This window comes from Acidimicrobiales bacterium, assembly GCA_036399815.1.
GTDB lineage: Bacteria > Actinomycetota > Acidimicrobiia > Acidimicrobiales > DASWMK01 > DASWMK01.
Genome location: DASWMK010000262.1, coordinates 11,654 through 33,199 on the forward strand (window position 1 = coordinate 11,654; position 21,546 = coordinate 33,199).

General features: G+C 76.4%; 22 protein-coding genes and 3 tRNA genes. 12 read left to right on the forward strand and 13 right to left on the reverse strand.

The features are described from left to right. Positions 1-5 precede the first annotated feature (5 nt). Both VGB14_19805 and VGB14_19810 read right to left on the reverse strand, forming a co-directional pair. Positions 6-2,777, reverse strand: coding sequence for a SpoIIE family protein phosphatase (locus tag VGB14_19805; protein HEX9995179.1), 2,772 nt, complete (start codon positions 2,775-2,777; stop codon positions 6-8). Positions 2,778-2,801: 24 nt separating this feature from the next. Next, complete coding sequence (locus VGB14_19810) at positions 2,802-3,125, reverse strand: hypothetical protein (GenBank protein ID HEX9995180.1); 324 nt, start codon at positions 3,123-3,125, stop codon at positions 2,802-2,804. Between the two features lie 20 nt (positions 3,126-3,145). Between VGB14_19810 and VGB14_19815 the strand changes: the two genes are divergently transcribed. Both VGB14_19815 and VGB14_19820 read left to right on the forward strand, forming a co-directional pair. Continuing rightward, positions 3,146-3,916 carry a prolyl oligopeptidase family serine peptidase gene (locus tag VGB14_19815; GenBank protein HEX9995181.1) on the forward strand — a complete coding sequence of 257 codons (771 nt, stop codon included), beginning with the start codon at positions 3,146-3,148 and terminating at the stop codon, positions 3,914-3,916. Between the two features lie 55 nt (positions 3,917-3,971). Continuing rightward, a complete protein-coding gene (locus VGB14_19820; GenBank protein HEX9995182.1) occupies positions 3,972-5,129 on the forward strand; it encodes a hypothetical protein in 1,158 nt (385 codons plus the stop codon). On the opposite strand, the gene VGB14_19825 is transcribed toward VGB14_19820, so the two are convergent. The 3 genes from VGB14_19825 to VGB14_19835 are packed head-to-tail and all read right to left on the reverse strand — an operon-like array spanning position 5,130 to position 6,961. Continuing rightward, complete coding sequence (locus VGB14_19825) at positions 5,130-5,840, reverse strand: MBL fold metallo-hydrolase (protein HEX9995183.1); 711 nt, start codon at positions 5,838-5,840, stop codon at positions 5,130-5,132. It lies immediately after the preceding gene. 17 nt (positions 5,841-5,857) lie between these two features. Further along, positions 5,858-6,637, reverse strand: coding sequence for a PaaX family transcriptional regulator C-terminal domain-containing protein (locus VGB14_19830; GenBank protein ID HEX9995184.1), 780 nt, complete (start codon positions 6,635-6,637; stop codon positions 5,858-5,860). Positions 6,638-6,655: 18 nt separating this feature from the next. Then, a complete protein-coding gene (locus VGB14_19835; GenBank protein HEX9995185.1) occupies positions 6,656-6,961 on the reverse strand; it encodes a hypothetical protein in 306 nt (101 codons plus the stop codon). Positions 6,962-7,074: 113 nt separating this feature from the next. Between VGB14_19835 and VGB14_19840 the strand changes: the two genes are divergently transcribed. Further along, complete coding sequence (locus tag VGB14_19840; protein ID HEX9995186.1) at positions 7,075-8,076, forward strand: fatty acid desaturase; 1,002 nt, start codon at positions 7,075-7,077, stop codon at positions 8,074-8,076. Positions 8,077-8,092: 16 nt separating this feature from the next. On the opposite strand, the gene larC is transcribed toward VGB14_19840, so the two are convergent. Further along, the gene (larC, locus tag VGB14_19845; GenBank protein ID HEX9995187.1) at positions 8,093-9,322 is read right to left on the reverse strand and encodes a nickel pincer cofactor biosynthesis protein LarC; all 1,230 of its coding nucleotides are present in this window, start codon (positions 9,320-9,322) and stop codon (positions 8,093-8,095) included. Next, positions 9,319-10,074: a nickel pincer cofactor biosynthesis protein LarB gene (gene larB, locus VGB14_19850; GenBank protein ID HEX9995188.1), complete on the reverse strand. Its 756-nt coding sequence runs from the start codon at positions 10,072-10,074 to the stop codon at positions 9,319-9,321. Before larB ends, larC begins: the two co-directional genes overlap by 4 nt. Before the next feature lie 19 nt (positions 10,075-10,093). Between larB and pheA the strand changes: the two genes are divergently transcribed. Further along, a complete protein-coding gene (pheA, locus tag VGB14_19855) occupies positions 10,094-11,047 on the forward strand; it encodes a prephenate dehydratase (GenBank protein HEX9995189.1) in 954 nt (317 codons plus the stop codon). Positions 11,048-11,051: 4 nt separating this feature from the next. Next, positions 11,052-11,486 carry a PPOX class F420-dependent oxidoreductase gene (locus tag VGB14_19860; protein HEX9995190.1) on the forward strand — a complete coding sequence of 145 codons (435 nt, stop codon included), beginning with the start codon at positions 11,052-11,054 and terminating at the stop codon, positions 11,484-11,486. A gap of 3 nt (positions 11,487-11,489) precedes the next feature. Here the strand turns inward: VGB14_19860 and VGB14_19865 are convergent. Then, a tRNA-Ser gene (locus VGB14_19865) sits at positions 11,490-11,580 on the reverse strand. Between the two features lie 38 nt (positions 11,581-11,618). On the opposite strand from VGB14_19865, the gene VGB14_19870 reads away from it, so the two are divergent. Continuing rightward, positions 11,619-11,703, forward strand: a tRNA-Ser gene (locus VGB14_19870). Between the two features lie 297 nt (positions 11,704-12,000). Continuing rightward, positions 12,001-13,155: a transglycosylase family protein gene (locus tag VGB14_19875; GenBank protein ID HEX9995191.1), complete on the forward strand. Its 1,155-nt coding sequence runs from the start codon at positions 12,001-12,003 to the stop codon at positions 13,153-13,155. On the opposite strand, the gene VGB14_19880 is transcribed toward VGB14_19875, so the two are convergent. The 3 genes from VGB14_19880 to VGB14_19890 are packed head-to-tail and all read right to left on the reverse strand — an operon-like array spanning position 13,148 to position 14,457. Next, positions 13,148-13,633 (reverse strand): SRPBCC domain-containing protein, encoded by a 486-nt coding sequence (locus VGB14_19880; protein HEX9995192.1) that lies wholly within the window; start codon positions 13,631-13,633, stop codon positions 13,148-13,150. The two genes, VGB14_19875 and VGB14_19880, sit on opposite strands and share 8 nt — an antisense overlap. Further along, positions 13,630-13,959: a metalloregulator ArsR/SmtB family transcription factor gene (locus VGB14_19885; protein ID HEX9995193.1), complete on the reverse strand. Its 330-nt coding sequence runs from the start codon at positions 13,957-13,959 to the stop codon at positions 13,630-13,632. Before VGB14_19885 ends, VGB14_19880 begins: the two co-directional genes overlap by 4 nt. 33 nt (positions 13,960-13,992) lie before the next feature. Beyond that, the gene (locus VGB14_19890) at positions 13,993-14,457 is read right to left on the reverse strand and encodes a hypothetical protein (protein ID HEX9995194.1); all 465 of its coding nucleotides are present in this window, start codon (positions 14,455-14,457) and stop codon (positions 13,993-13,995) included. 43 nt (positions 14,458-14,500) lie between these two features. Here VGB14_19890 and VGB14_19895 point away from each other — a divergent pair. Then, positions 14,501-14,574: transfer RNA gene (locus VGB14_19895), tRNA-Arg, on the forward strand. Between the two features lie 51 nt (positions 14,575-14,625). Here the strand turns inward: VGB14_19895 and VGB14_19900 are convergent. Further along, positions 14,626-15,291, reverse strand: a complete 666-nt coding sequence (locus tag VGB14_19900) for a response regulator transcription factor (GenBank protein ID HEX9995195.1) — start codon at positions 15,289-15,291, stop codon at positions 14,626-14,628. Further along, positions 15,288-16,439, reverse strand: a complete 1,152-nt coding sequence (locus VGB14_19905; protein ID HEX9995196.1) for a sensor histidine kinase — start codon at positions 16,437-16,439, stop codon at positions 15,288-15,290. Before VGB14_19905 ends, VGB14_19900 begins: the two co-directional genes overlap by 4 nt. A gap of 174 nt (positions 16,440-16,613) precedes the next feature. Here VGB14_19905 and VGB14_19910 point away from each other — a divergent pair, with 174 nt between their 5' ends. The 4 genes from VGB14_19910 to VGB14_19925 all read left to right on the forward strand — a co-directional run bounded on the left by VGB14_19910 (position 16,614) and on the right by VGB14_19925 (position 21,534). Further along, a complete protein-coding gene (locus VGB14_19910) occupies positions 16,614-17,393 on the forward strand; it encodes a CPBP family intramembrane glutamic endopeptidase (protein HEX9995197.1) in 780 nt (259 codons plus the stop codon). A 1-nt stretch (position 17,394) separates the two neighbouring features. Then, positions 17,395-18,141 carry an ABC transporter ATP-binding protein gene (locus VGB14_19915; GenBank protein HEX9995198.1) on the forward strand — a complete coding sequence of 249 codons (747 nt, stop codon included), beginning with the start codon at positions 17,395-17,397 and terminating at the stop codon, positions 18,139-18,141. Further along, the gene (locus VGB14_19920; GenBank protein HEX9995199.1) at positions 18,141-20,639 is read left to right on the forward strand and encodes an FtsX-like permease family protein; all 2,499 of its coding nucleotides are present in this window, start codon (positions 18,141-18,143) and stop codon (positions 20,637-20,639) included. The genes VGB14_19915 and VGB14_19920 overlap by 1 nt, the downstream gene beginning before the upstream one ends. 82 nt (positions 20,640-20,721) lie before the next feature. After that, positions 20,722-21,534 carry a DUF899 family protein gene (locus tag VGB14_19925; protein HEX9995200.1) on the forward strand — a complete coding sequence of 271 codons (813 nt, stop codon included), beginning with the start codon at positions 20,722-20,724 and terminating at the stop codon, positions 21,532-21,534. Positions 21,535-21,546: the final 12 nt, after the last annotated feature.

A 21,546-nucleotide genomic window follows, 5' to 3' on the forward strand; every position in this document is an offset into this window, starting at 1 on the left:
GGCGGTCAGCCGGCGACCCGCAGCACGAGCACGGCGAGGTCGTCGGTCGGCTCGCCGGGGAAGGCGTCGAGGGCGGCGCGCTCCAGGCCCGCCGCCAGCTCGGCCGCCCCGGCGCGCCTCGCTGCGAGCGACGACAGCACGGCGTCGACGCCCTCGTCGCCGAAGAACCGGGAGCCGGCGCGGCGCTCGATCACGCCGTCGGTGTGGAGCACGACGGCGTCGCCCGGGCCGAGCGCCACCTCCACGTCGGCCACCTCCACGGACGGGAACAGCCCGGCGAGGTCGCCGGCCACCGGCACCCGCTCCACCGCGCCCCCGGCCCGGACGACGACGGGCGGCGGGTGGCCGGCCACGGCGGCGATGAGCCGGGCGCCGTCGGCCGTGGGCTCGACGGTGGCGAGGGCGACCGAGCAGAACCGGCGCTCGACGGCGGCCGACTCGGCCCGGTCGGTGCCCGGGTCGACCTCGGGCGCGGCCCGGACGAGCACGTCGTTCAGCCGCCGGAGCACGGCCGACGGCGACGGCTCGCCGAGGGCCACCGCCCGGATCGTGTGACGGGCGGCGCCGGTCACGCTGGCCGCCTCGACCCCCTTGCCGCACACGTCGCCGATGGCGAGCACCACCCGGTCGCCGGCCTCGAAGGCGTCGTAGAAGTCGCCGCCGACGTCCACGCCCTCGCCGGCGGCCCGGTAGCGGGCGGCCAGGTCGAGCCGCTCCGGCGCCGGGAGGCGGGCCGGCAGCAGGCTGGCCTGGAGGGCCCTGGCCACGTGGAGCTGGGACCCGTACAGGCGGGCGTTCACGACGGCGGCGCCGGCCCTGGCCCCGAGGTCCTGGGCCAGCGCGAAGTCCTCGTCGGTCACCACCCGACCCCGCCCGTTGGCCACGCCGAGGGCGCCGACGACGGTGCCGCCCCCGGTGAGCGGCACGGCCATGCCCGACCCGAACCCCAGGTCCCGCAGGTGGGCCAGGTGCTCCTCGTCCCTCGCCGCCGTGCTGAGCAGCTCCTCGGGGACGACCTGGAACAGCGCCGGCCGGCCGTCGACCAGCACCGTGCCGATGCCGGCCTCGCCGAGGCGGACGGGCCAGCGCCGGTGGAGCTCCTCGGCCGCGGCCTTGCGGTCCTCGTCCACGTGGGCGGCGGCCACGAACCGGGGCTCGCCGTCCTCCAGCAGGTGGACCGAGCACCAGTCGCCCAGGCGGGGGACGGCCAGGGCGACGAGGGCGCGCAGGGTGTCCTCGAGGGCGAGCGAGGCGTTCAGCAGGTCGCTGGCCTCGGCCAGGAACGCGAACCGGGCGCCGGCGGCGACGACCGTGTCGTGGAGGCGGGCCCGGTCGAGCGCCTGCGCGGTCAGCCCGGCCAGCGCGTTCAGGAAGTCGCGGTCCTCGGCGCCGAACTCGCGGGAGTGGGCGTAGCCGACGGCGATGGCCCCGAGCACCCGGCCGGGCTGGACGGTGAGCGGCACGATGGCGAACGCGCCGTTGTCGACCACCGGCGTGTCCCGGAACACCGGGTAGCGGGCGTCGCGCTCCTCGGCCGAACGGAGGTAGACGGCCTGGCCGGTGCGGATGGCGTCGCTCGCCGGCAGGTCGGCCGACACCGGGAACGTGTGCCAGCGCTCCCGCACGTCGGTCGAGTAGCCGGCGGCGGCGACGATGGCGACCGTCTCGCCGTCGGGCTGGAGCAGGCACAGCGAGGCGCTCCTCGCGCCGGTCTCGGCCACGCCCCGGCCGAGGACGACGTCGGCCACCTCGGTGGTGCCGAGGGCCCGGGTCAGCCCGGCGGCCACGGCCTGGAGGCTGGCCAGGCGGGCCGCCGCCCGCTCGGCCGCCTCCCTGGCCGTGCGCTCGGTGAGCAGCAGCTCGCGGGCCGGCACGCCGGCGGCGTCGCCGTCGCCCGGCACCACCGGGAACGGGCACGGCGTGGGTGGCGCCCCGCCGACCTGGCGCTCGACCTCGGCGGCCAGCCACCGGCGGTAGGCCGACAGCTCCTCGGTCGGCGGCGGGGTCAGCAGCTCGCCGTCGCGCGACAGCTGGGCCAGCTGCTCGAGCACGGCGGTGAGCCGCCAGAAGGCGGGGACGCCGTCCTCGCCGACGGACATCGTCACGTCGGCCAGCCGCTGCCCGGCCCTGGCCGCCTCCGCGACGGCCGCCCTCGCCGTCCACCGGCTGGGCGCCAGCAGCGCGGTGGCCTCGTCGAGCGCCTCGAGCAGCGCCACGGGCGCGGGCGCCGAGCCGGGCGACGAGCGGACCAGCTGGAGCTCGCGCACCACGTCGTCGAGGTGGGCGTCGGTGGCGACGGCGAGGCGGACGGGCACGGCGACGAGGCGCACCGGGCGGCCGCCGTCCCGCTCGGCCCGCTCCTGCGGCCCGCTCAGGTGGGGCGGGGGCGCGGCGCCGGTGCCGATCTCGGCCCACACGGTCTTGCCGACCGTCGCCGTGTCCACCCCCCAGGCGTCGGCCACCGAGGCGACGAGGCGCAGGCCCCGCCCGGTCATCGCCTCGTCCCGCGGCGGCACCGGCACGACGGGCACGTCGCTCTCGTCGTGGACCTCGACCCGCACGCCCGTGCCCCGCCGGCGCACGGCCACGGTGACGGGGGTCCTCGCGTGGAGCAGGGCGTTGGCCACGAGCTCGGAGGCGCACAGGGCGGCGTCGGCGGCGAGCCGGGCGGCGCCGAAGGCCGTCACCGTGGCCGCGACGAACGAGCGGGCCTTGCCGACGCCGTCGAGGTCGGCGCCGAGGCGCAGGGTGGCGGTCCCGCCGCCGTCGTCCGCCATCCGGCCCATGGCCCCCGGGAGCGCCTAGAGGTAGGCGTCCACGGCCCGCCGGGCGAGGTCGGCCCAGGCGTCGGCGTGCTCGTGGGGGACGAGCACCCAGTCGGCGACCGCCCGGCCGCTCGACCGGGGGTCCCAGGCGTCCGCCCCGTCCAGGCCCATGGCCTCGTCCCTCGCGCCGTCGTCGGTCAGCTTGAACGCCATCCCGCCGGCCTTCTCGTCGAGGGCGGCGACGGCGCGGCCGTCGGCGGTCAGCGCCGGGACCCCGAAGACCTCGCCGATCCGCACGTTGGCGGCGACGGCCATGAGGTCCTCGGCGACCCGTTCGAAGTCGAAGGCAGGCGTGCTCACGAGGGGTGATGCTAGGGGGCGTGCCGGCCACGACCGACCGCTACGGCCCCGACCCCGCCCACACCGCTGACCTGCTCGTCCCCGCCGGCCCGGGGCCGCACCCGGTCGTCGTCCTCGTGCACGGCGGGTTCTGGCGGGCCCGGTACGGGCGGGACCTGATGGCGCCGCTGGCCGCCGACCTCGAGGCCGCCGGGTGGGCGTCGTGGAACGTCGAGTACCGCCGGCTCGGCCAGGCGGGCGGCGGGTGGCCGGGGACGTTCGCCGACGTGGCCGCGGCGGTCGACCACCTGGCCGGCCTCGCCGGCCCCCACGCCCTCGACCTGGCCAGGGTGGTCACGGTCGGCCACTCGGCCGGCGGCCACCTGGCGCTGTGGCTGGCCTGCCGGCCCGGCCTGCCGGCGGGCGCGCCCGGCGCCGGGCCCGCCGTCCGGGTGGCGGCCGCCGTGTCCCAGGCGGGGGTGGTCGACCTGGTGGCCGGGTGCGACCTGAGCGCGGGCGCCGCCGTCGACCTCCTCGGCGGCCGGCCCGACGAGGTGCCCGACCGCTACGCCCTCGCCTCGCCGTGCGCCCGGGTGCCGCTCGGCGTCCGCCAGCTGCTCGTGCACGGCCTCGACGACGACACCGTCCCCGTCGACCTGAGCCGCCGCCACGCCGCCGCCGCCCGCGCCGCCGGCGACGACGTCGAGCTGGTCGAGCTGCCCGCCGTCGGCCACATGGACGTGATCGACCCGGCCAACCCGGCGTGGGCCGCCGTCCGCGCCCGCCTCGCCGCGCTCGCCCCGCCCACCTGACGGCGCCGCCGCCGCGGCCATCCGCGCCGGAAGGTGGCGTCGTACGCTGGGCGTGATGCCCGAACGCCCCGACCCCTCGGTCGCCGCGGTCCTCGCCGCGCTGGCGGCGGGAGCGGCCGCCATCCACCTCGCCATGGTGCCGATGCACGCCCAGGAGTGGCTGCTGCTCGGCATCGCCTTCGCCGTGGTCGGCTGGGCCCAGGCGGCCCTGGCCGTCGCCGTCGTCGTCGCCCCCCGCCGCTGGCTGCTGCCCGCCGGCATCGCCCTCTCGGTGGCGGCCGTCGGGGCCTGGGCCGTCAGCCGCACGACCGGCTTCCCGTTCGGGCCGGAGGCCGGCGTGCCGGAGGAGGCGTCGACCATCGACCTGCTCTGCGTCGGCCTCGAGGTGCTGTTCGCCGCCGGTGCCGCCTACGCCATGCGCGCCCGCCCGGTGCCCGGCCGCCGCCCGCTGGCCGCCGGCGTCGCCACGGTCGCCGTCCTCGCCGTCGCCGGCTTCACCACGGCGGCGCTGGCGACGCCCAGCGGGGCCCACGAGCACGGCGAGGCCCACGAGCACGCGGTGGCGGCCACCGGCGAGGCGGACCACGCGGACGACGGGCACGATCACGCCCCCGAGCTCGCCGTGGCCGCGGGCGAGTCGGCGGCCGCCGCGGAGATCGCCGCCGACGAGACCAGCGCCGGCCACGAGCACGGCCACGGCGTCGTCCCCAACGTGCCGGTCGACGCGGCCACCAGGGCGGCGCTGGCGTCCGAGCTGGTCGAGGCGCGGGCCGTGGCCCTCAGCTACCCGACGGTCGCCGACGCCGAGGCCGCCGGCTACACGATGGTGACGCCCTACGTGCCGCTCATCGGCGCCCACTACATCAAGTGGTCGGCCATGGACGGCACCTTCGACGTGGCCGAACCGGAGATGCTGCTCTACGACGGCACCGACCCGGCGTCGGCCATGGTCGGCCTCAGCTACTACCAGTTCAGCCCGACCGAGCCGGCCGGGTTCGCCGGCCCCAACGACCACTGGCACCAGCACATCGGGCTGTGCCTGAACGCCCAGCTGGTCGTGGTGGGCGGCTCGTCGACCTCGGCCGAGGAGTGCGCGGCGAGGGGCGGCCGGAAGATCGAGGCCGCCGACGGCTGGATGGTGCACGCCTGGGTGGTGCCCGGCTGGGAGAGCCAGGAGGGCGTGTTCAGCCCCGAGAACCCCGACCTGCGCTAGTCAGCTGAACAGGGCCAGCCACTGCTCGAGGCTGGCCGGGCGCAGCACCATGTTCGTCCGCCGGGTCGCGCCCATCGGGGCGGACGGCTGCGGCGAGTACTGGTGCCCCGGGTAGAGGACGGTGTCGTCCGGCACCCGGGCGAGGCGGGTGGTGAGGCTCTCGTAGAGCTGGGCCGGGTCGCCGCCGGGCAGGTCCGTGCGACCGCACCCCTGGAGGAACAGGGTGTCGCCGGCCAGCAGCTTGCCGTCCACCAGGAAGCACTGGCTGCCCGGCGTGTGCCCCGGCGTGTGGAGGAGCGTGATCGGCACCCGGCCGACGGTGACGACGTCGCCGCTCGTGTGGGCCACGAGGTCGGCGTCGCCGAGGCCGGTCACCCGCCGCACCCAGGGCGCTTCGTCGGCCTGCACGTGCACCGGCACCTGGCACCGCTCGAGCAGCTCGGCCGCGCCCTCGACGGGGTGGCCCATCAGGTTCCCGCCGGCGTGGTCCGGGTGGTAGTGGGTGACGAGGGCGCCGACCACCCGCAGGCCGTCCGCCTCGACCAGGTCGACGAGCTCGCCGACGGCGTACGCGGGGTCCACGAGCACGGCCTCGCCGGTCGAGCGGTCGCCGACGGCGTAGACGAAGTTGACCATCGCGCCGGCCACCTGGTCGGACCGGGCGAAGTCCCGGCCGGCCAGCAGCTGGCGGAAGTACGGCTCGTCACTCACGGCGGCCATCGTAGGGGTCAGGGCTGGCCGCGGAACCAGTCCCGCCAGGCGGCCGCGAACGCCGCGTCGTAGCGGTCGTAGGCCCGCCGCAGCTCGTCGCCCGGCCAGCCGGCGGGGAGGAGGTCGGCGGGCAGGAGCGGGTCGGCCTGGAGGTGGCGGAGGACGGCGGCCGACAGCACGAACCCGGGCGCGAGCGCGGCGGTGCCGCCCCGCTCGAGGTCGCCGACCCGGGCCGCCATCCGCCCGAGCAGCGCCGTCGCCCCGCCGGCCCAGCCGTCGAGGTCCCAGAGCGCCGCCGCCAGCGCGGCCGGGTCGTCGTCGGGCTCGGCCCGGAACCAGGCGCACTGGCGGTCGGCGACGGCCCTCGCGCCGGGCAGGCGGGCCGGGTCGAGGTTGTCGGGCCGCAGCCACACGCCCTCACGGCGCTCGGCCAGCCGGAGCCCGGCCATGGCCGCCCGGAGGTCGGCCCGATCGGCGGCGGGGCGGCGGTCGGCGGTGACCACGGCCAGGCGCCAGGTGCCGTCCCACGGCCCGGTGGCGCCGGTGCGGCTCTCGGCCTGGCGGGCCTGGCGGGCGAGCAGGCGGCCGGTCAGCCGGTAGCGCCCGCCGTCGGCCTCGAGCTCGCCGGCCGCCACCATGCGGGACAGGGCCACGCGGGTGGTGCCCTCGGCGATGCCGAACAGCTCGCCCGAGCGCACCAGCACCCGGCCCGCCAGCTCGGGCGGCCGGACCCCGAGCAGGGTGCTGGCGATGACGTTGCGGGCGGTCAGCGGCCGCTCGCCGAGCGGGGCGGCCACCTCAGGCCGCCCGGCCGGTCAGGGCAGGTGGTTGTAGACCTCGAAGAACGTCAGGTCGGGCTGGGGCACGCCGGCCGCGCCGAGGGCCGGGCCGAGCCGCCCGCCCACGAACGCGTCCAGGGCCTCCCGGCTCTCCCAGGTGTCGACCACGCACCAGCCGTCGTCCGTCGGGCCGGCCAGGTGGGCGACGAGCCCCTCCGGCCACTTGCCCTCGGCGTCGGGGTTGCGGGGCGACTGCACGTCGATCCCCGGGCCCTTCCCCATCACGGCCTCGTAGTGCTCGGCCGTCACGCCCGTGAACCGCATCACCACGCCGATCGCCATCGGTCCCCTCCTCTCGTCGGACGGCGCTCGTTCGTCGCCGGAGCGGGGGACGGATCACGACCTCCGATGTTACGCGGCTGGCACACGTGATCGGTGGGACGTAACATGGAGGCGTGGCGACGACGATGCTCCCGGCCCCGGAGCTGCTGCCCGACGTGCTGCCGACCGAGCGGCTGACCCGCACGGGCATGCCGGTCCCCGAGATCAGGGCCGAGCTGCGCCGCATCCCCGGCGCCCGCAACGCCGTCACCGTCCTCGTCGCCCACCTCCAGGCCGCCGCCGTGCTGGCCGGCGCCGCCTGGCTGTCCCACCCGCTGGCCTGGGCGGCGGCGTTCGTGCTGATGGGACGGGTGTTCGCCTGCTACGCCATCCTCGCCCACGAGGGCGCCCACCGGCTGCTGTTCGCCCACCGCCGGGTGAACGACCTGGTCGGCCGGTGGCTGCTCGCCTACCCGGCCTTCATCCCGTTCGACGCCTACCGCCGGGCCCACATGGCCCACCACCGCGACGAGCTGGGCCCGGGCGAGCCCGACCTCGGCCTCTACCGGGGCTACCCGACCACGTGGCGGTCGATGGCCCGCAAGCTGCGGCGGGACGCGCTGTTCGTCTCTGGCTGGAAGAACCTCCGCCCGCTGCTGCGGGCGCTGCGCAGCCCCGGCGGCCGCCCGGTGGCCCTGTCGATCCTCGGCGTGCAGGCCGCCGTGCTCGCCGCCTGCGCGGCGTTCGGCCGGCCCGAGCTGTACCCGCTCCTGTGGCTGGCCCCGTGGATGACCGTGTGGCGGGTGCTGAACCGGCTGCGGGCGCTGGCCGAGCACGGCGGGATGACGAGGTCCGGCGACCGCCGCCTCACCACCCACCACGTCCGCCAGGGGCTGGCCGCCCGGTTCTTCATGGTCCCGTACCGGACGGGCTGGCACCTCGCCCACCACGTCGACATGGGCGTGCCGTTCCGCAACCTGCCGAGGCTGCACGCCGAGCTCAAGGCGGCCGGGTGGGTGCCCGACGAGCTCGAGCACCCGACCTACCGGGCGCTCTGGCGCCGCCTGGCGTCCGCCCCGGCCCCGGCGGCCGCCGCCCCGGCCGACCCCGCGCCCGCCGCCTCCGGCACGTTCTGACCGCCCGGCGCCGCTCCTAGGTGGCGAGGGGCGGCGGGTCCCACCCGCCGTCGCCGTCGCCGTCGCCCCCGTCCCCTGCGGGCAGCCGGCGCCCCCGGCGCCAGGCCTCCTCGGCGAGCGACACGACCTCCCGCACCGGCAGCCCCGTCCGGCGGGCGGCCCGGACGGCGTCGTCGTGCTCGACCTTCACCCGCCCGGCGCTCACCTTCACCCGCACCGGCAGACCCTCGACCTCGACCTCAGCCTGAGATCGAGCCGCCGGCCAGCGCTCGAGGGTCGAGCCCCGCACGCCGAGCGAGCCGGTCTCGCTCGTGAGCGCGGCCGCCACCTGGGCCGCCAGCGCCCGGTCGGTGAGGGCTGCGACCACGTGCCCGGGCCGGCCCTTCTTCATCACCACCGGCGTGATCCAGGCGTCGTGGGCGCCGGCCTCGAGCAGGGCGGCGACGGCGTGGGCCAGGGTCTCGCCGGTGGCGTCGTCCACGTTGGCCTCGAGCAGCACCACCGGCTGGCCGGGCTCGAGCGGGTCGGCCGCCGTCCCGACCACCACCTGGGTCACGTTCGGCCGCCGGTCCAGCTCCCTCGTCCCGGCCCCGAACCCCGTGGCCGCCACCGTCATGGCCGGGAGGGCGCCCCACTCGGAGGCCAGGCTCACGGCCAGGGCCGCGCCGGTCGGGGTCGTCAGCTCGACGGGCAGGTCGAGGCCGTAGGTCGGCGCGCCCCTGAGCAGCTCGACCACGGCGGGCGCCGGGTTCGGGAGCAGGCCGTGGGCGGAGCGGACCATCCCGAGGCCGGTGGCGACCGGTGAGCACGCCACCCGGTCGACGCCGAGGACCTCGAGCGCCGCGCACGTGCCGACCACGTCGACGATGGCGTCGAGCCCGCCGACCTCGTGGAAGTGGACCTGGGCCGGCGGCCGGCGGTGGAGCCGGCCCTCGGCGTCGGCCAGCGCCCCGAACGCGGCCAGCGCCCGGTCCCTCAGCCGGTCGGGGAGCCTGGCCTCCTCGACCAGCCCGGTGATGTGGGCGTAGGTGCGCACGATGCCGGTCTCGTGGGCGTCGACGACCGCCCTCGTCGCCGCGATCCCGCCCCGCAGGACGGGCTCGGCGTCGAGCCGCCACCCGGTGACCGGGAGCCGCTCGCAGAGGGACCGCACCTCGTCGACGTCGGCGCCGGCGTCGAGGAGGCTCCCGAGCGCCATGTCGCCGGCGATCCCGGAGAAGCAGTGGAACCAGGCGAGCGTGGTCATCCGCCGGACCGGGTCGTGACCGGGACCAGGATGCGGGCGACGGCGCAGGCCGCCCCGAACCCGTTGTCGATGCCGACGACGGCGATCCCCGACGCGCAGGACGCCAGCATGGCCAGCAGGGCGGTGACCCCCTCGAGCGCGGCGCCGTAGCCGACGCTCGTGGGCACGGCGACGACCGGGCCGCCCGTCATCCCGCCGACGAGGCTGGCCAGCGCCCCCTCCATGCCGGCCACGACGACGACGGCGTCGGCGGCGACGAGCTCGTCGGCCGAGGCCAGCAGCCGGTGCACGCCGGCGACGCCGACGTCGGTCAGGCGCCGGGGCCGGAACCCGAAGGCGGTCAGGGTGGCCGCGCACTCGTCGGCCACCGGCAGGTCGGCCGTCCCCGCCGTCACGACGAGCACGGCCTCGGACCGCTCGGGCGCGGGCGACCACACGAGCGTCGGCCCGTGGCGCTCGCCGCCCGGGTTGCGGGCGAGGGCGGCGGCCGCCTGGCGGTCGTCGGCCCTGGTCAGCAGCACCGGCCCGCCCGCCGTGAGCAGCTCGGCCACGATCGCCGCGCATTGCTCGGGCGTCTTCCCCGGCCCGTACACGGCCTCGGGGCGGCCCTGGCGCAGCGCCCGGTGGTGGTCGACGCGGGCGAAGCCGAGGTCGGCGAACGGCAGCCGGCGCAGCTCGGCCACGGCGTCGTCGGGGTCGACCGCGCCGGACCGCACGCCGTCGAGCAGTGCCCGGAGAGCCGCCTCGTCCACGTCACTATCCTGCTCCGTCGTGACCGACCCCGTCGCCGGCCGCCGCCGGCGGGTCGGGTTCCTCGGGCCGGCCGGCACGTTCACCGAGGAGGCGCTGCTCACCCAGGGCGACCTCGCCGCCGCCGAGCTGGTCCCCCTGCCCTCGATCCCCGCCGTGCTGGCGGCCGCCGCCCGCCGGGAGGTGGACCTCGGCTTCGTGGCCATCGAGAACGCCATCGAGGGGACGGTCAACGTCACCGTCGACACGCTGGCCTTCGGCCCCGACGACCTGCTGATCCAGCGGGAGGTCGTCACCCCCGTGCGCCTCCACCTGCTGGGCCGGCCCGGGGCGACCCTCGCCGGCGTGGAGCGGGTGCTGTCCTTCCCCCACGCCACCGCCCAGTGCCGGGCCTTCCTCGATGCCGAGCTGCCCGGGGCCCGCACCGAGGCGGCCAACTCCACGGCCGAGGCCGCCCGCCTGGTCGGCGAGGGCGACGACCCCACGGTGGCGGCCATCGGCACGGCCAGGGCGGCCGGGCTCTACGGCCTCGACGTGCTGGCCGCGGACGTCGAGGACCACCCGGACAACGCCACCAGGTTCGTGGTCGTCGCCACCGAGGGGGTGCCGGCGCCGACCGGGCACGACAAGACGACGATCGTCGTCTTCCAGCACGCCGACCGCCCCGGCAGCCTGCTCGCCATCCTCCAGGAGTTCGCCGCCCGGGCCCTCAACCTCACCAAGCTCGAGTCCCGGCCGACCAAGCGGGGCCTCGGCGACTACTGCTTCGTCGTCGACCTGGCCGGCCACGTGGCCGACGAGCTGGTCGCCGACTGCCTGCGGGACCTGCGCTCGAAGCAGCCCGACGTGCGCTTCCTCGGCTCCTACCCGGCGGCCGGCGAGCACGGCCCGGCCGTCCGCCGGGACGCCGAGGCCGCGTGGCGGGCGGCCGACGCCTGGGTGGCCGGGCTGCGGGACCAGGTCGGGGCAGGCTGAGGCGATGGGCTACACCCCGATGACCGAGGACGAGTGGCAGGCGTTCCTGCGCTCGCCCGTCCGCCCGGCGATCCTCGCCACCGTCCGCAAGGACGGCCGGCCCCACGCCACGCCGGTCTGGTACGACGTCGACGACGACGGGACCATCGTGTTCACCACCCACGAGACGTCGGTGAAGGGCGCGGCGGTGCGCCGGGACGGCCGGGTGTCGCTCTGCGTGCAGGACGATCGGCCGCCGTTCTCGTTCGTGATGGTCGAGGGCCGGGCCGAGGCGTCGGCCGACCCCGAGGACCTGCGGCGGTGGGCGGCGCGGATCGGCGGGCGCTACATGGGCGCCGACCAGGCCGAGGCCTACGGCGCCCGCAACGGCGTGCCCGGCGAGCTGGTCGTGCGGGTGACGCCCGCCCACGTCGTGGCGCTGAAGGACGTGGCCCTGTAGCGGCGGAGAGGGTGGGATTTGAACCCACGGACGGCGGTGAAGCCGTCAACGCCTTAGCAGGGCGCCCCGTTCAACCTGGCTCCGGCACCTCTCCTCGTGTGGGGCGGATCGTACCCGTCCTACGCTGCGCCCGGAGCGGTGGCGGAGTGGACTAACGCACCGGCCTTGAAAGTCGGCGGCCCGCGAGGGCCCGAGGGTTCGAATCCCTCCCGCTCCGCCGCTTCGCGACGCTCGTTTTGCGTTTCCATGACGAACGTTGCGATCATGTCGCCACCCACCACGCCATAAGGACCCGCGGCGCTCCACGCGAGCCGTCGAGCCGCCGTCCGGGGTGCGACATCGAGCCAGGGCCGCCCGCTGGGGGCCGGCCCACCGTCACCGCACCGCACCCGCCCGCGCCGCGGCCCCCGAGAGGAGTCCCTTGTCCACCAGATCCATCGACTGTTCCCGCGCGCGCCGTCTGCGCCGCGGCCTTGCCGGATCGGCGCTGGCCGCCGCCCTGGCGGTCGCCGGCGTGCCGTCGGCGTCGAGCGCCTGGGCGACCGGTGAGGGCGGCGTCGCCGCCTTCGGCGGGGCGCCGGCAGCCGGCGAACCGGGCGGCAACACCCTGGGCGACGTGGTCGGCATCGCCGCCACGCCGACTGGCGGCGGCTACTGGGCCGTCACCGACGACGGCGCCGTCTACTCCTACGGCGACGCCTTCTTCTTCGGCGGCGCCGACTCGCTCGACCTCGCCGGCGACGTCGTCGCCATCGCCGCCACGCCGTCGGGGCGGGGCTACTGGCTGGCCGGCGAGGACGGCGCGGTGTTCTCCTACGGCGACGCCCGCTTCCGGGGCGCCGCCGTCGACCTCGACCTCTCCGCCCCCGTCGTCGGCATGGCCGGCACCCCGTCGGGCCGCGGCTACTGGCTGTTCACGCGCGACGGCGGCGTCCTGTCCTTCGGCGACGCCCGCTTCGCCGGCTCCCTCGGCGCCGACCGGTCCCACGCGGACGTGGTCGGCGGCGCGGCGACGTCGACCGGGCGGGGCTACTGGCTGGCCGCCGAGGACGGGCACGTGTGGGCCTTCGGCGACGCCGCCGACCACGGCGACGCCGCCGACCTGGACCTCGCCGCGCCGATCGTCGATCTCACGGCGACCCCGTCGGGCGGGGGCTACTACCTCGCCGCCGAGGACGGCGGCGTGCTGACCTTCGGCGACGCCCGCTTCTCCGGGGCGCTGGCCGGCGGCGACGCCGACGGCCCCGTCACCGGCATCGCCGCCCGCCCCGGCGGCGGGTACTGGCTGGCCGTCGGCACCACGCCGCCGCCCCCGCCGCCCCCGCCCGCCCCCGCGCCGGCCCCGGCCGCGTCGTCCTCCTCCTCGGGCTCGTCGAGCTCGTCGGCGTCCTCGGGCTCGTCGTCCTCGTCGGCGTCGGCGCCCGTGTCCGGCGGCAGCGTCTGGTACGCCATCGCCGAGTGCGAGTCGGGCGGCAACTGGTCGATCAACACCGGCAACGGCTACTACGGCGGGCTGCAGTTCTCGCTCGCGACATGGCAGGCGTTCGGCGGCACCGGCTATCCGCACCAGGCGTCGCCCGGCACCCAGATCGCCATCGCCGAGCGGGTGCTCGCCGTGCAGGGCTGGGGCGCCTGGCCGGCGTGCTCGGCCGCCCTCGGCCTCAGGTAGAGGCCGAGGCACCCTCGAGGTGGCGGGTGTAGTGCCCGAGCACGAACCGCCACCCGCCGTCGTAGTCGTCCCGCACCGGCTGGGCGTCGGCCCCGAGCCGCTCCCAGCCGGTGTGGACGACGTCCATCCGCGTCGTCCCGTCGCCCTGGTCGACGAAGCGGATGTCGATGTCGGTGCTCACCGTCGGCTGGATGGACGGGTGCCACGACAGGCCGAGCCGGTCGGGCGGCTCCCAGGCCGTGATGTCGGCCCAGGCGTGCTCGGTCCCGTCGTCGAGGCGCTCCCTGATCGTGCCGCCCACCCGGCCGTCGACGACCACGTCGACCACCCGGCCGGGCTCGATGGCGTGGGTCGTCGTCGGCCACCAGCGGCCCATCTCGGCCGTGTAGGCCTGGAAGGCCCGGGCCGGCGAGCAGCGCAGCACCACGCTGCACCGCACCGGCTCGATCGTCGTCGCCGTCGTCCGCTCGTCGCTCATGTGGTCCCCTCCGTGTCCGTCGTCTCGGTCTCGTCGATGTGGGCGGCGAAGCGGGCCAGCGACTCCTGCCAGAGCGACTCGAGGTAGGCCCGCAGCACGGCGAGGCCCCCGGGGTCGACGGCGTAGAGGCGCCGGGTGCCCTCCCGGCGGTCAACGACCAGCCCGGCCTCCTTCAGCACCCGGAGGTGCTGGGAGACGGCGGGCCGGCTGACCGGCAGCCCGTCGGCGATCTCGCCGACCGGCCGGGGCCCCTGGCGGAGCCGCTCGAGGATGGCCCGCCGCGTCGGGTCGCCCAACGCGTCGAGCACCGCTCCGTAAGCCACCACGAACGTAAGTGTGCGCTTACGGAGAGCGGGCTGTCAACGGGTGACGGCGCGATACGTCACGGCGGTGGCGAGCCCGTAGGCGACGTGGGGCACGACGTCGGACACCCAGCCGGCCACCCCCCAGGTCCTCGGGTCGGTGAGCCCCTGGGCGACCATCGGCCCGTTGGCGGCGGCCATGGCCAGCGCAGCCGCCGTGAGCCCCCGCCTGGTGGTGCTCGTCTGCCGGCGGAAGCGCCAGGCGCCGCCGAGGACGGCCCCGACGGCGACGCCGGTCGAGTACCCGAGGATGGCCCCGAAGGCGGCCCGCCGGTTCGGCGTCCTCGGGTCGTCGGCCGGCCCGAGGTCGACCCCGACGGTCTCGGCCACCTTGGCGGCCGCCTGGGCGGGGAGGTCGCTCGCCGCCCTGCCCCGAGCGAGCATGTCCCCGTAGCTGACGACGTCGAGGGCCAGCGTCCCGACCGCCCCGGCGATGGCCCCGGCCCGAATCCCCGGCTTCACGCCGGCCGACCGTAGCGCCGCTGGTACGCTGGCGAGCCACCCAGCGCTCGTAGCTCAATTGGACAGAGCATCTGACTACGGATCAGAAGGTTGGGGGTTCGAGTCCCTCCGAGCGCGCAGGAAACCGCCAAGCCCCAAGCCTCTGCGGGCGGCGCGGCACCGCGGCGGTCAGGTCCCCGGGGAGACGACGCCTGCTTCGTACGCCAGCATCACCAGCTGGGCGCGGTCGCGGGCGTGGAGCTTGGTCAGCAGGCGGCTGACGTGGGTCTTGGCCGTGGCGGGCGACATGAAGAGGGTGTCGGCGATCTCGGTGTTCGAGAGGCCTCGGGCCACGGCGACCAGGACCTCGGTCTCGCGGTCGGTCAGCGACTGCAGGCCCGGCGGCGGCTCGGCAACGGGCGCCGCCGGCCGGCGCACGAACTCCTCCATCAGCCGGCGGGTGACCTTCGGCGCCAGCAGGCCCTGCCCCCCGGCGACGACGCGCACGCCGGACAGCAGGTCGACCGGCAGGGTGTCCTTCAGCAGGAACCCGCTGGCGCCGGCGCGGAGGGCCTCGAAGACGTACTCGTCGAGGTCGAACGTCGTCAGGATCAGCACCTTCGTGGCGGCGAGGCGCTCGTCGGCGGTGATGCGCCGGGTGGCCTCGAGGCCGTCGGTGCGGGGCATGCGGATGTCCATGAGGATGACGTCGGGGCGCTCGTGGACGGCGACGGCGACCGCCTCGTCGCCGTCGCCCGCCTCGCCGACGACCTCGATGTCGTCGGCCGAGCCCAGCAGCACCGAGAACCCGCTGCGGACCAACGCCTGGTCGTCCGCCACGACGACGCGGATCACGCCCGCTCCTCGTCGTAGGGCAACGTCGCCGTCACCCGGAACCCGCCATCGGGCGCCGGGCCGACGTCGAGCGACCCGCCGTAGACGGCGACCCGCTCCCGCATCCCGACCAGCCCGAGGCCGCCGGGGCCCCCGCGACCGCCGTCCTTCGCCGACGCACCGGCGCCGTCGTCGGTCACCACCACGTGCAGGCTGCCCCGGTCGACGTCGAGGCGCACCGTCGCCCGGTGGGCCCGGGCGTGCTTGCGGGCGTTCGTGAGCGCCTCCTGCACGATCCGGTAGGCGGCGAGCTCGACGCCGGGCGGCAGGTCCCTCGCCGCCTCGGCGACGGTGAGGTCGACGCGCAGCCCGGCGTCGACGACGTCGTCCATCAGCCGGGGAAGGTCGGTGAGGCCCGGGGTGGGCGCGTACCCGCTCGCCCCGTCGCCGGCGCGCACCAGGCCGAGCAGTCGCCGGATCTCGGCCAGGCTCGACCGGCTGGTGCGGGAGATGTGCTCGAGGGCCTTCCTGGCCTCGTCCGGGCTCGTGTCGATGAGGTGCATCCCGACCCCCGCCTGCACGGCGATGACGCCGAGCGAGTGGCCGATCACGTCGTGCAGCTCCTGGGCGATGCGGAGCCGCTCGTCGGCCGCCGCCCGGAGGACGGCCTCGCCCTGGTCCCGCTCGAGGCTCTCGGAGCGCAGGCGGCGGGACTGCATCGTCCAGCCCACGAGCAGGCCGGCGCCGAACATGGGGACGCTGGTGGCGAACTCGGCGACGCCGAACCCCACGCTGTCGGACACGAGCATCACGACGAACGCCCCGTACATGTAGGCGGCGGCGACCACGACCTCGCGCTGCGGGCGGTGGGCGGCGACGGTATAGGCGCCGGCGATCACCACGAACGAGAGCGCGCCGGCGTCGTAGTCGAGGACATACAGGACGGCGGTCGCCGTCAGCGACACGACGAAGACGGGCACCGGCGCCAGCCGCCGCGCGTAGTACGGCAGGGTGGCGACGAGCACCAGCGCGACGACGAGGCCGTCGCGGGGCTCGTACCCCGGGTCCGGGTTGGCCGTGGTGGCCAGCCCGATGGCCACGAGGACGGTCGCCAGCACGGCGTCCTGGCACCACCGGGGCAGGTGCCGCAGCCGTTCCACCAGACCCACGCCGGTGACCGTACCGAGCAGCCCGACGCGGCGCATCCGCCTGGGGGCTGACGTCCGCGTACGACCCGGGGTGTACGGCGGCGTCCGAGACAGCGCCTCCGGCCCGACGACCCGACCGCCCCGCTCGGCTCATGGTGACGGCGAGCACCGTCCACCAGCCGGGAGGCGACCGCGATGACGACCACGATCGAACGAAGGATCGGCCGACCACCGGCCCGGCGGGCCGTCACCGTGACGCAGTACGGCCGCGGCGGCATCGTCCTGATCTGGGCGGCCGCCGCCGTCCCCATGGCGGTCCTGTCCTGGGTCGTCGCCCCCGCCGTCGCCGACGGGAGCGGCGTCGAGTCCATGGTCACCCCGCTGCTCGCCTGCCTGACCGCGGGGCTGGTGTGGCAGTTCGTCCTCGCCGTCGGCCTGGTGGCCCACGAGCAGCGCAGCCTGCGCTGGTCCCGTCTCCGCCAGGCCATGTGGCTGCGGTCCCCCCGCAGCCCGGCGACGGGCCGGGCCGGCGGCAGGGCATGGCTCGTCGTCGTCCCCCTGGTCGTCGCCTTCGCCCTGATGCAGCTGGCGGGCCTGCCCGCCCCGAGCGGCCGAGATCTCGGCGGCTTCCTCGACACGGACGCCGGCCGGGCCTTCTTCGACGGGGCCTGGGGCGTGTACGCGCTGTTCCTCGTCATGAGCGTCTTCAACACGGTGCTCGGCGAGGAGCTGCTCTTCCGGGGCGTGCTCCTGCCCCGCATGCAGGGCGCCTTCGGCGACCGCGACTGGCTGGCCAACGGCGTGCTGTTCGGCCTCTACCACCTGCACGTGCCGTGGAGCATCCCGAACGCGCTGCTCGACGGCCCGATGATCGCCTACTTCACCAAGCGGTACCGGAGCACGTGGATCGGCGTCGCCGTCCACAGCACGCAGACCGTCGTGCTCGGCCTCCTCGTCCTCGCCGTGGTGGCCTGAGATGGCGACGGTCACCCACACCACGACGGCGGCGGCGAGAGCCGTCGGCGTCACGAAGACGTACGGCTCGGGCCCGACGAAGGTGACCGCCCTCGACGACGTGACGGTCGCGTTCGAGCGGGGCCGGCTCACCGCCATCATGGGCCCGTCGGGGTCGGGCAAGTCGACCCTGCTCCACGTGGTGGCCGGCCTCGACTCGCCCACCTCCGGTTCCCTCTACATCGGCGACACCGACATCTCCGGCCTCGGCGACGACGGCCTCACCACCCTCCGCCGGGACCGCATCGGCTTCGTGTTCCAGGCCTTCAACCTGCTCCCCCAGCTCACCGCGGCCGAGAACGTGACGCTCCCCCTCGACCTGGCCGGGCGCAGGCCCGACGCGGCCTGGATCGACCGGGTGGTGGCGACCGTCGGCCTGCAGGACCGCCTGGCGCACAAGCCCTCGGAGCTGTCGGGCGGCCAGCAGCAGCGGGTGGCGGTGGCGAGAGCGCTCGCCGCCGAGCCGGAGATCGTGTTCGCCGACGAGCCCACCGGCAACCTCGACTCGCGGGCCGGCACCGAGGTGCTCCGGTTCCTCCGCACGTCGGTGGACGAGCTGGGCCAGACGGTGGTCATGGTCACCCACGACCCCGCGGCCGCCGCCTACGCCGACCGGGTGCTGTTCCTCGCCGACGGCCGCATCGTGGACGAGCTGGTCCTGCCGACCGTCGAGCAGGTGCTCGACCACCTGAAGACCCTGGGGGCGTGATGCGGAACGTCACCCTGAAGGGGTTGCTGGCGGCGAGGAGCAGGCTGGTGCTGACCGCCCTGGCCATCGTGCTGGGCACGGCGTTCCTCTCGGCCACCGGGGTGCTGACCGACAGCATCCGCCGGGGCGTCGACGACGTCTACGGCGAGACGGCCCGCCACAGCGACGTGGAGGTGCGGGGCGCTCCCGCCTTCGAGCAGGACACGAGCACCGACCCGGCCAGGGAGCCCCTGGCGGCGTCGACGGTCGACCGGGTCAGGGCCGTCCCGGGCGTGGCCGCGGCGGCCGGGATGGTCACGGGCTTCGCCCAGGTCGTCGATGAGCACGGCGACGAGGTCGGTGGCCTCACCACGAGGACGCAGGGTGCGTCGGCCGACGGCATCGGCACCGTCTCCCCCTTCGAGCTGCGCACCGGACGGGTGCCGAGGGGGCCGGGCGAGGTCGTGGTCGACGCGTCGACGGCGTCGTCGCACGGGATCGCGCCGGGCGACCGGGTCGAGGTGCGCTTCGCCGGCCCGGCGCGGGAGTTCACGGTCGTCGGCACGGTCGGCCTGGGCCGCGAGGACCACGTCGCCGGGACGACCTACGCCCTGTTCGACCTGCCGGTGGCCCAGGAGGTGCTGGGCCGCCCTGGTCAGGTCGACGAGGTCCTGGCGTCGGCCGTGGACGGGGTGGACGACGCCGAGCTGGCCCGGCGGGTGTCGGCCGCGCTGGGCGACGGCGTGGTCGTCGAGACGAGCGCGGCCCGGGCCGCCGAGCGCTCGGCGGCGGCCCGCGACGACCTCGCCGTCGTCGACCGCGGCCTGCTGGCCTTCGCCCTGATCGCGCTGGTCGTCGGCGGCTTCATCATCGTCAACACGTTCACGATCGTGGTCGCCCAGCGGACGCGCGAGCTGGCCCTGCTGCGGGCCCTCGGCGCCAGCCGGCGCCAGGTCCGTCGCTCGGTGCTGGCCGAGGCGGCGCTGACCGGCCTCGTCGCCTCGGTGGTCGGCGCCGTGGTCGGCGTCGGCCTGGCCGCCGGGCTCCGCGCCCTGGTCGAGGCGTTCGGCCTGGAGCTGCCCGGGTCGGGCGTGGTCGTCTCGGGGCGGTCGCTGGTCGTGCCCGTCGTCGTGGTGGGCGTGGCGCTCACGGTGGCGGCCGCCTACGTGCCGGCCAGGCGGGCCGGGAGGCTGCTGCCCCTCGCCGCCATCCGGGACGGCGGCGCGCCGGCGCGGACGTCCCGGTGGCGCGTCGTCGCCGGTGCCGTCCTCGCCGTGCCCGCCCTGGTCGGCGGCATCCTCGGCGTGCCCCTGCTCCTCGTGGCCGTCGTGCTGGTGGCCCCGGTGGTCGTGCCGTCGCTGGCCCGCTGGCTGGGCTGGCCGGTGGTCCGGCTCGGCGCCCGTCCCGGGAAGCTGGGCTACGAGAACGCCGTCCGCAACCCCCGGCGCACCGCGTCCACGGCGAGCGCCCTGATGGTCGGGCTGGCCATGGTGGTGGGCGTGGCGGTGGTCGCCGAGTCGGCCCTGCAGTCGTTCTCGGGCGCGCTCGACGAGGCGGTGACGGCCGACTTCGCCGTCTACTCCCACACCGTGGAGCTCAGCCCCGAGGTGGCGGCCCGCCTGCGCGAGCGGCCCGAGCTCGGCGTCGTGTCGGAGATGCGGGCCGGCGAGTTCGAGCTGGCCGAGGGACCGGCGGGCGTGCAGAGCCTGACGGCCGTCGACGGCGCCACCATCGGCGCGGCGTACGACCTCGGCTACAGCGACGGCGCCCTCGAGGCGCTCGCCGACGGTGGCGTGCTGGTGTCGGCCACGAAGGCCGCCGAAGAGGGCTGGGAGGTGGGCGACGTGCTGCCCATGCGCTTCGCCCGCACCGGCGTGCAGCCCGTCCGCATCGACGGCACCTACGCCGAGGACGCGCTCGAGGACCAGGGCTTCCTGCTCTCGCTGCGGGACTACGAGGCGAACTACACCGACCAGAGCGACGTCCGCGTCCTCGTCACCGCCGCGCCCGGCGTGCCCGTGCCCCTGGCCCGGGCGGCCATCGAGGAGGTGACGGCCGCCTTCCCGAACGCCCGGGTGGACGACCGGGCCGGCTACGTGGCCGAGATCAAGGGTGCGCTCGACGTCGTGCTCGCCCTCGTCGCCATCCTGCTCGGCCTGACGGTGGTCATCGCCGTCCTCGGCATCGTCAACACGCTGGCGCTGTCCGTCGTCGAGCGGACCCGGGAGCTCGGCCTGCTGCGGGCGGTGGGGATGTCGCGCCGGCAGCTGCGGGCGATGATCCGGTGGGAGTCCGTCGTCATCGCCCTCGTCGGCGGCGTGCTCGGCGTGGTCGTCGGGATGCAGATCGGCACCACGATGGCGGGCTCCCTGGGCGACATGATCACGGAGGTCAGGTTCCCGTGGGCCCGGCTGGCGCTGTTCCTGGTGTTCGCCGTGCTGGCGGGCGTGGCCGCCGCCGTGCTGCCCGCCCGCCGGGCCGCTCGCCTCGACGTCCTCGCCGCGGTCGGCCACGAGTAGCGCGATGGTGGTCGTCTGTCGGACCGATGAGTCGGGGCACCGTGCCTCGTCTGCGTCGACGGGACGACACGCGGAGGACACGATGACGACCACCGGCGATGCGAGCAGCGACCTCCCCGGGATGCCGCCGGTGGTCGACCAGGCGACCTGGGAGGCGGCCAGGGAGGCGCTGCTCGTCCGGGAGAAGGCGCACACGCGCGAGGGGGACGCCATCGCCGCGGCCCGGCGGCGGCTGCCGATGGTCGAGGTGGACGGCACCGTCGAGGTCGTCGGCGCCGGCGGGCCGGTCCCGTTCCTCGACCTGTTCGAGGGCCGCGACGAGCTCGTCGTGTACCAGCACATGTGGTACGACGACGCGCCGCACCAGGGCCAGTGCGAGGGCTGCACCACGACCGTCTGGCACCTGAAGGACGCCGTCTACCTGGACGCGAGGGGCGTGTCGTACGCCGTGCTCACCTCGGGCCGGTGGGAGGAGGTGGCGCCCTACGTCGAGTTCATGGGCTACACCCAGCCGTGGTACTCGGTGCGGGGCGTGCCGGCGCCGATCGGCGGCGAGATGGGGCACCTCGCCTGCTTCCTGCGCCACGGCGACCGCGTGTTCCTCACCTACGCCACGACCGGGCGGGGCAACGAGCCGGCCAACGGGTCCCTCGGCGTGCTCGACATGACCCCCTACGGCCGCCGGGAGGGCTGGGAGGACGTCCCGGAGGGCTGGCCCGAGGTGCCGGACGCCGGGTCGCCGGTCGGCGGGCACGGCGCGCCGATCTCCTGGTACTGGCGCGCCGACGCCGACGGCAACGCCACCTGGGGGCCGACCAGCCGGCCCGTCCCGCAGTGGACCCGCCCGGGCGCCGGTCCCGTCGACACGCTCGGCCGGCAGCGCGGGCACCACTGACGCCGGGTCGGA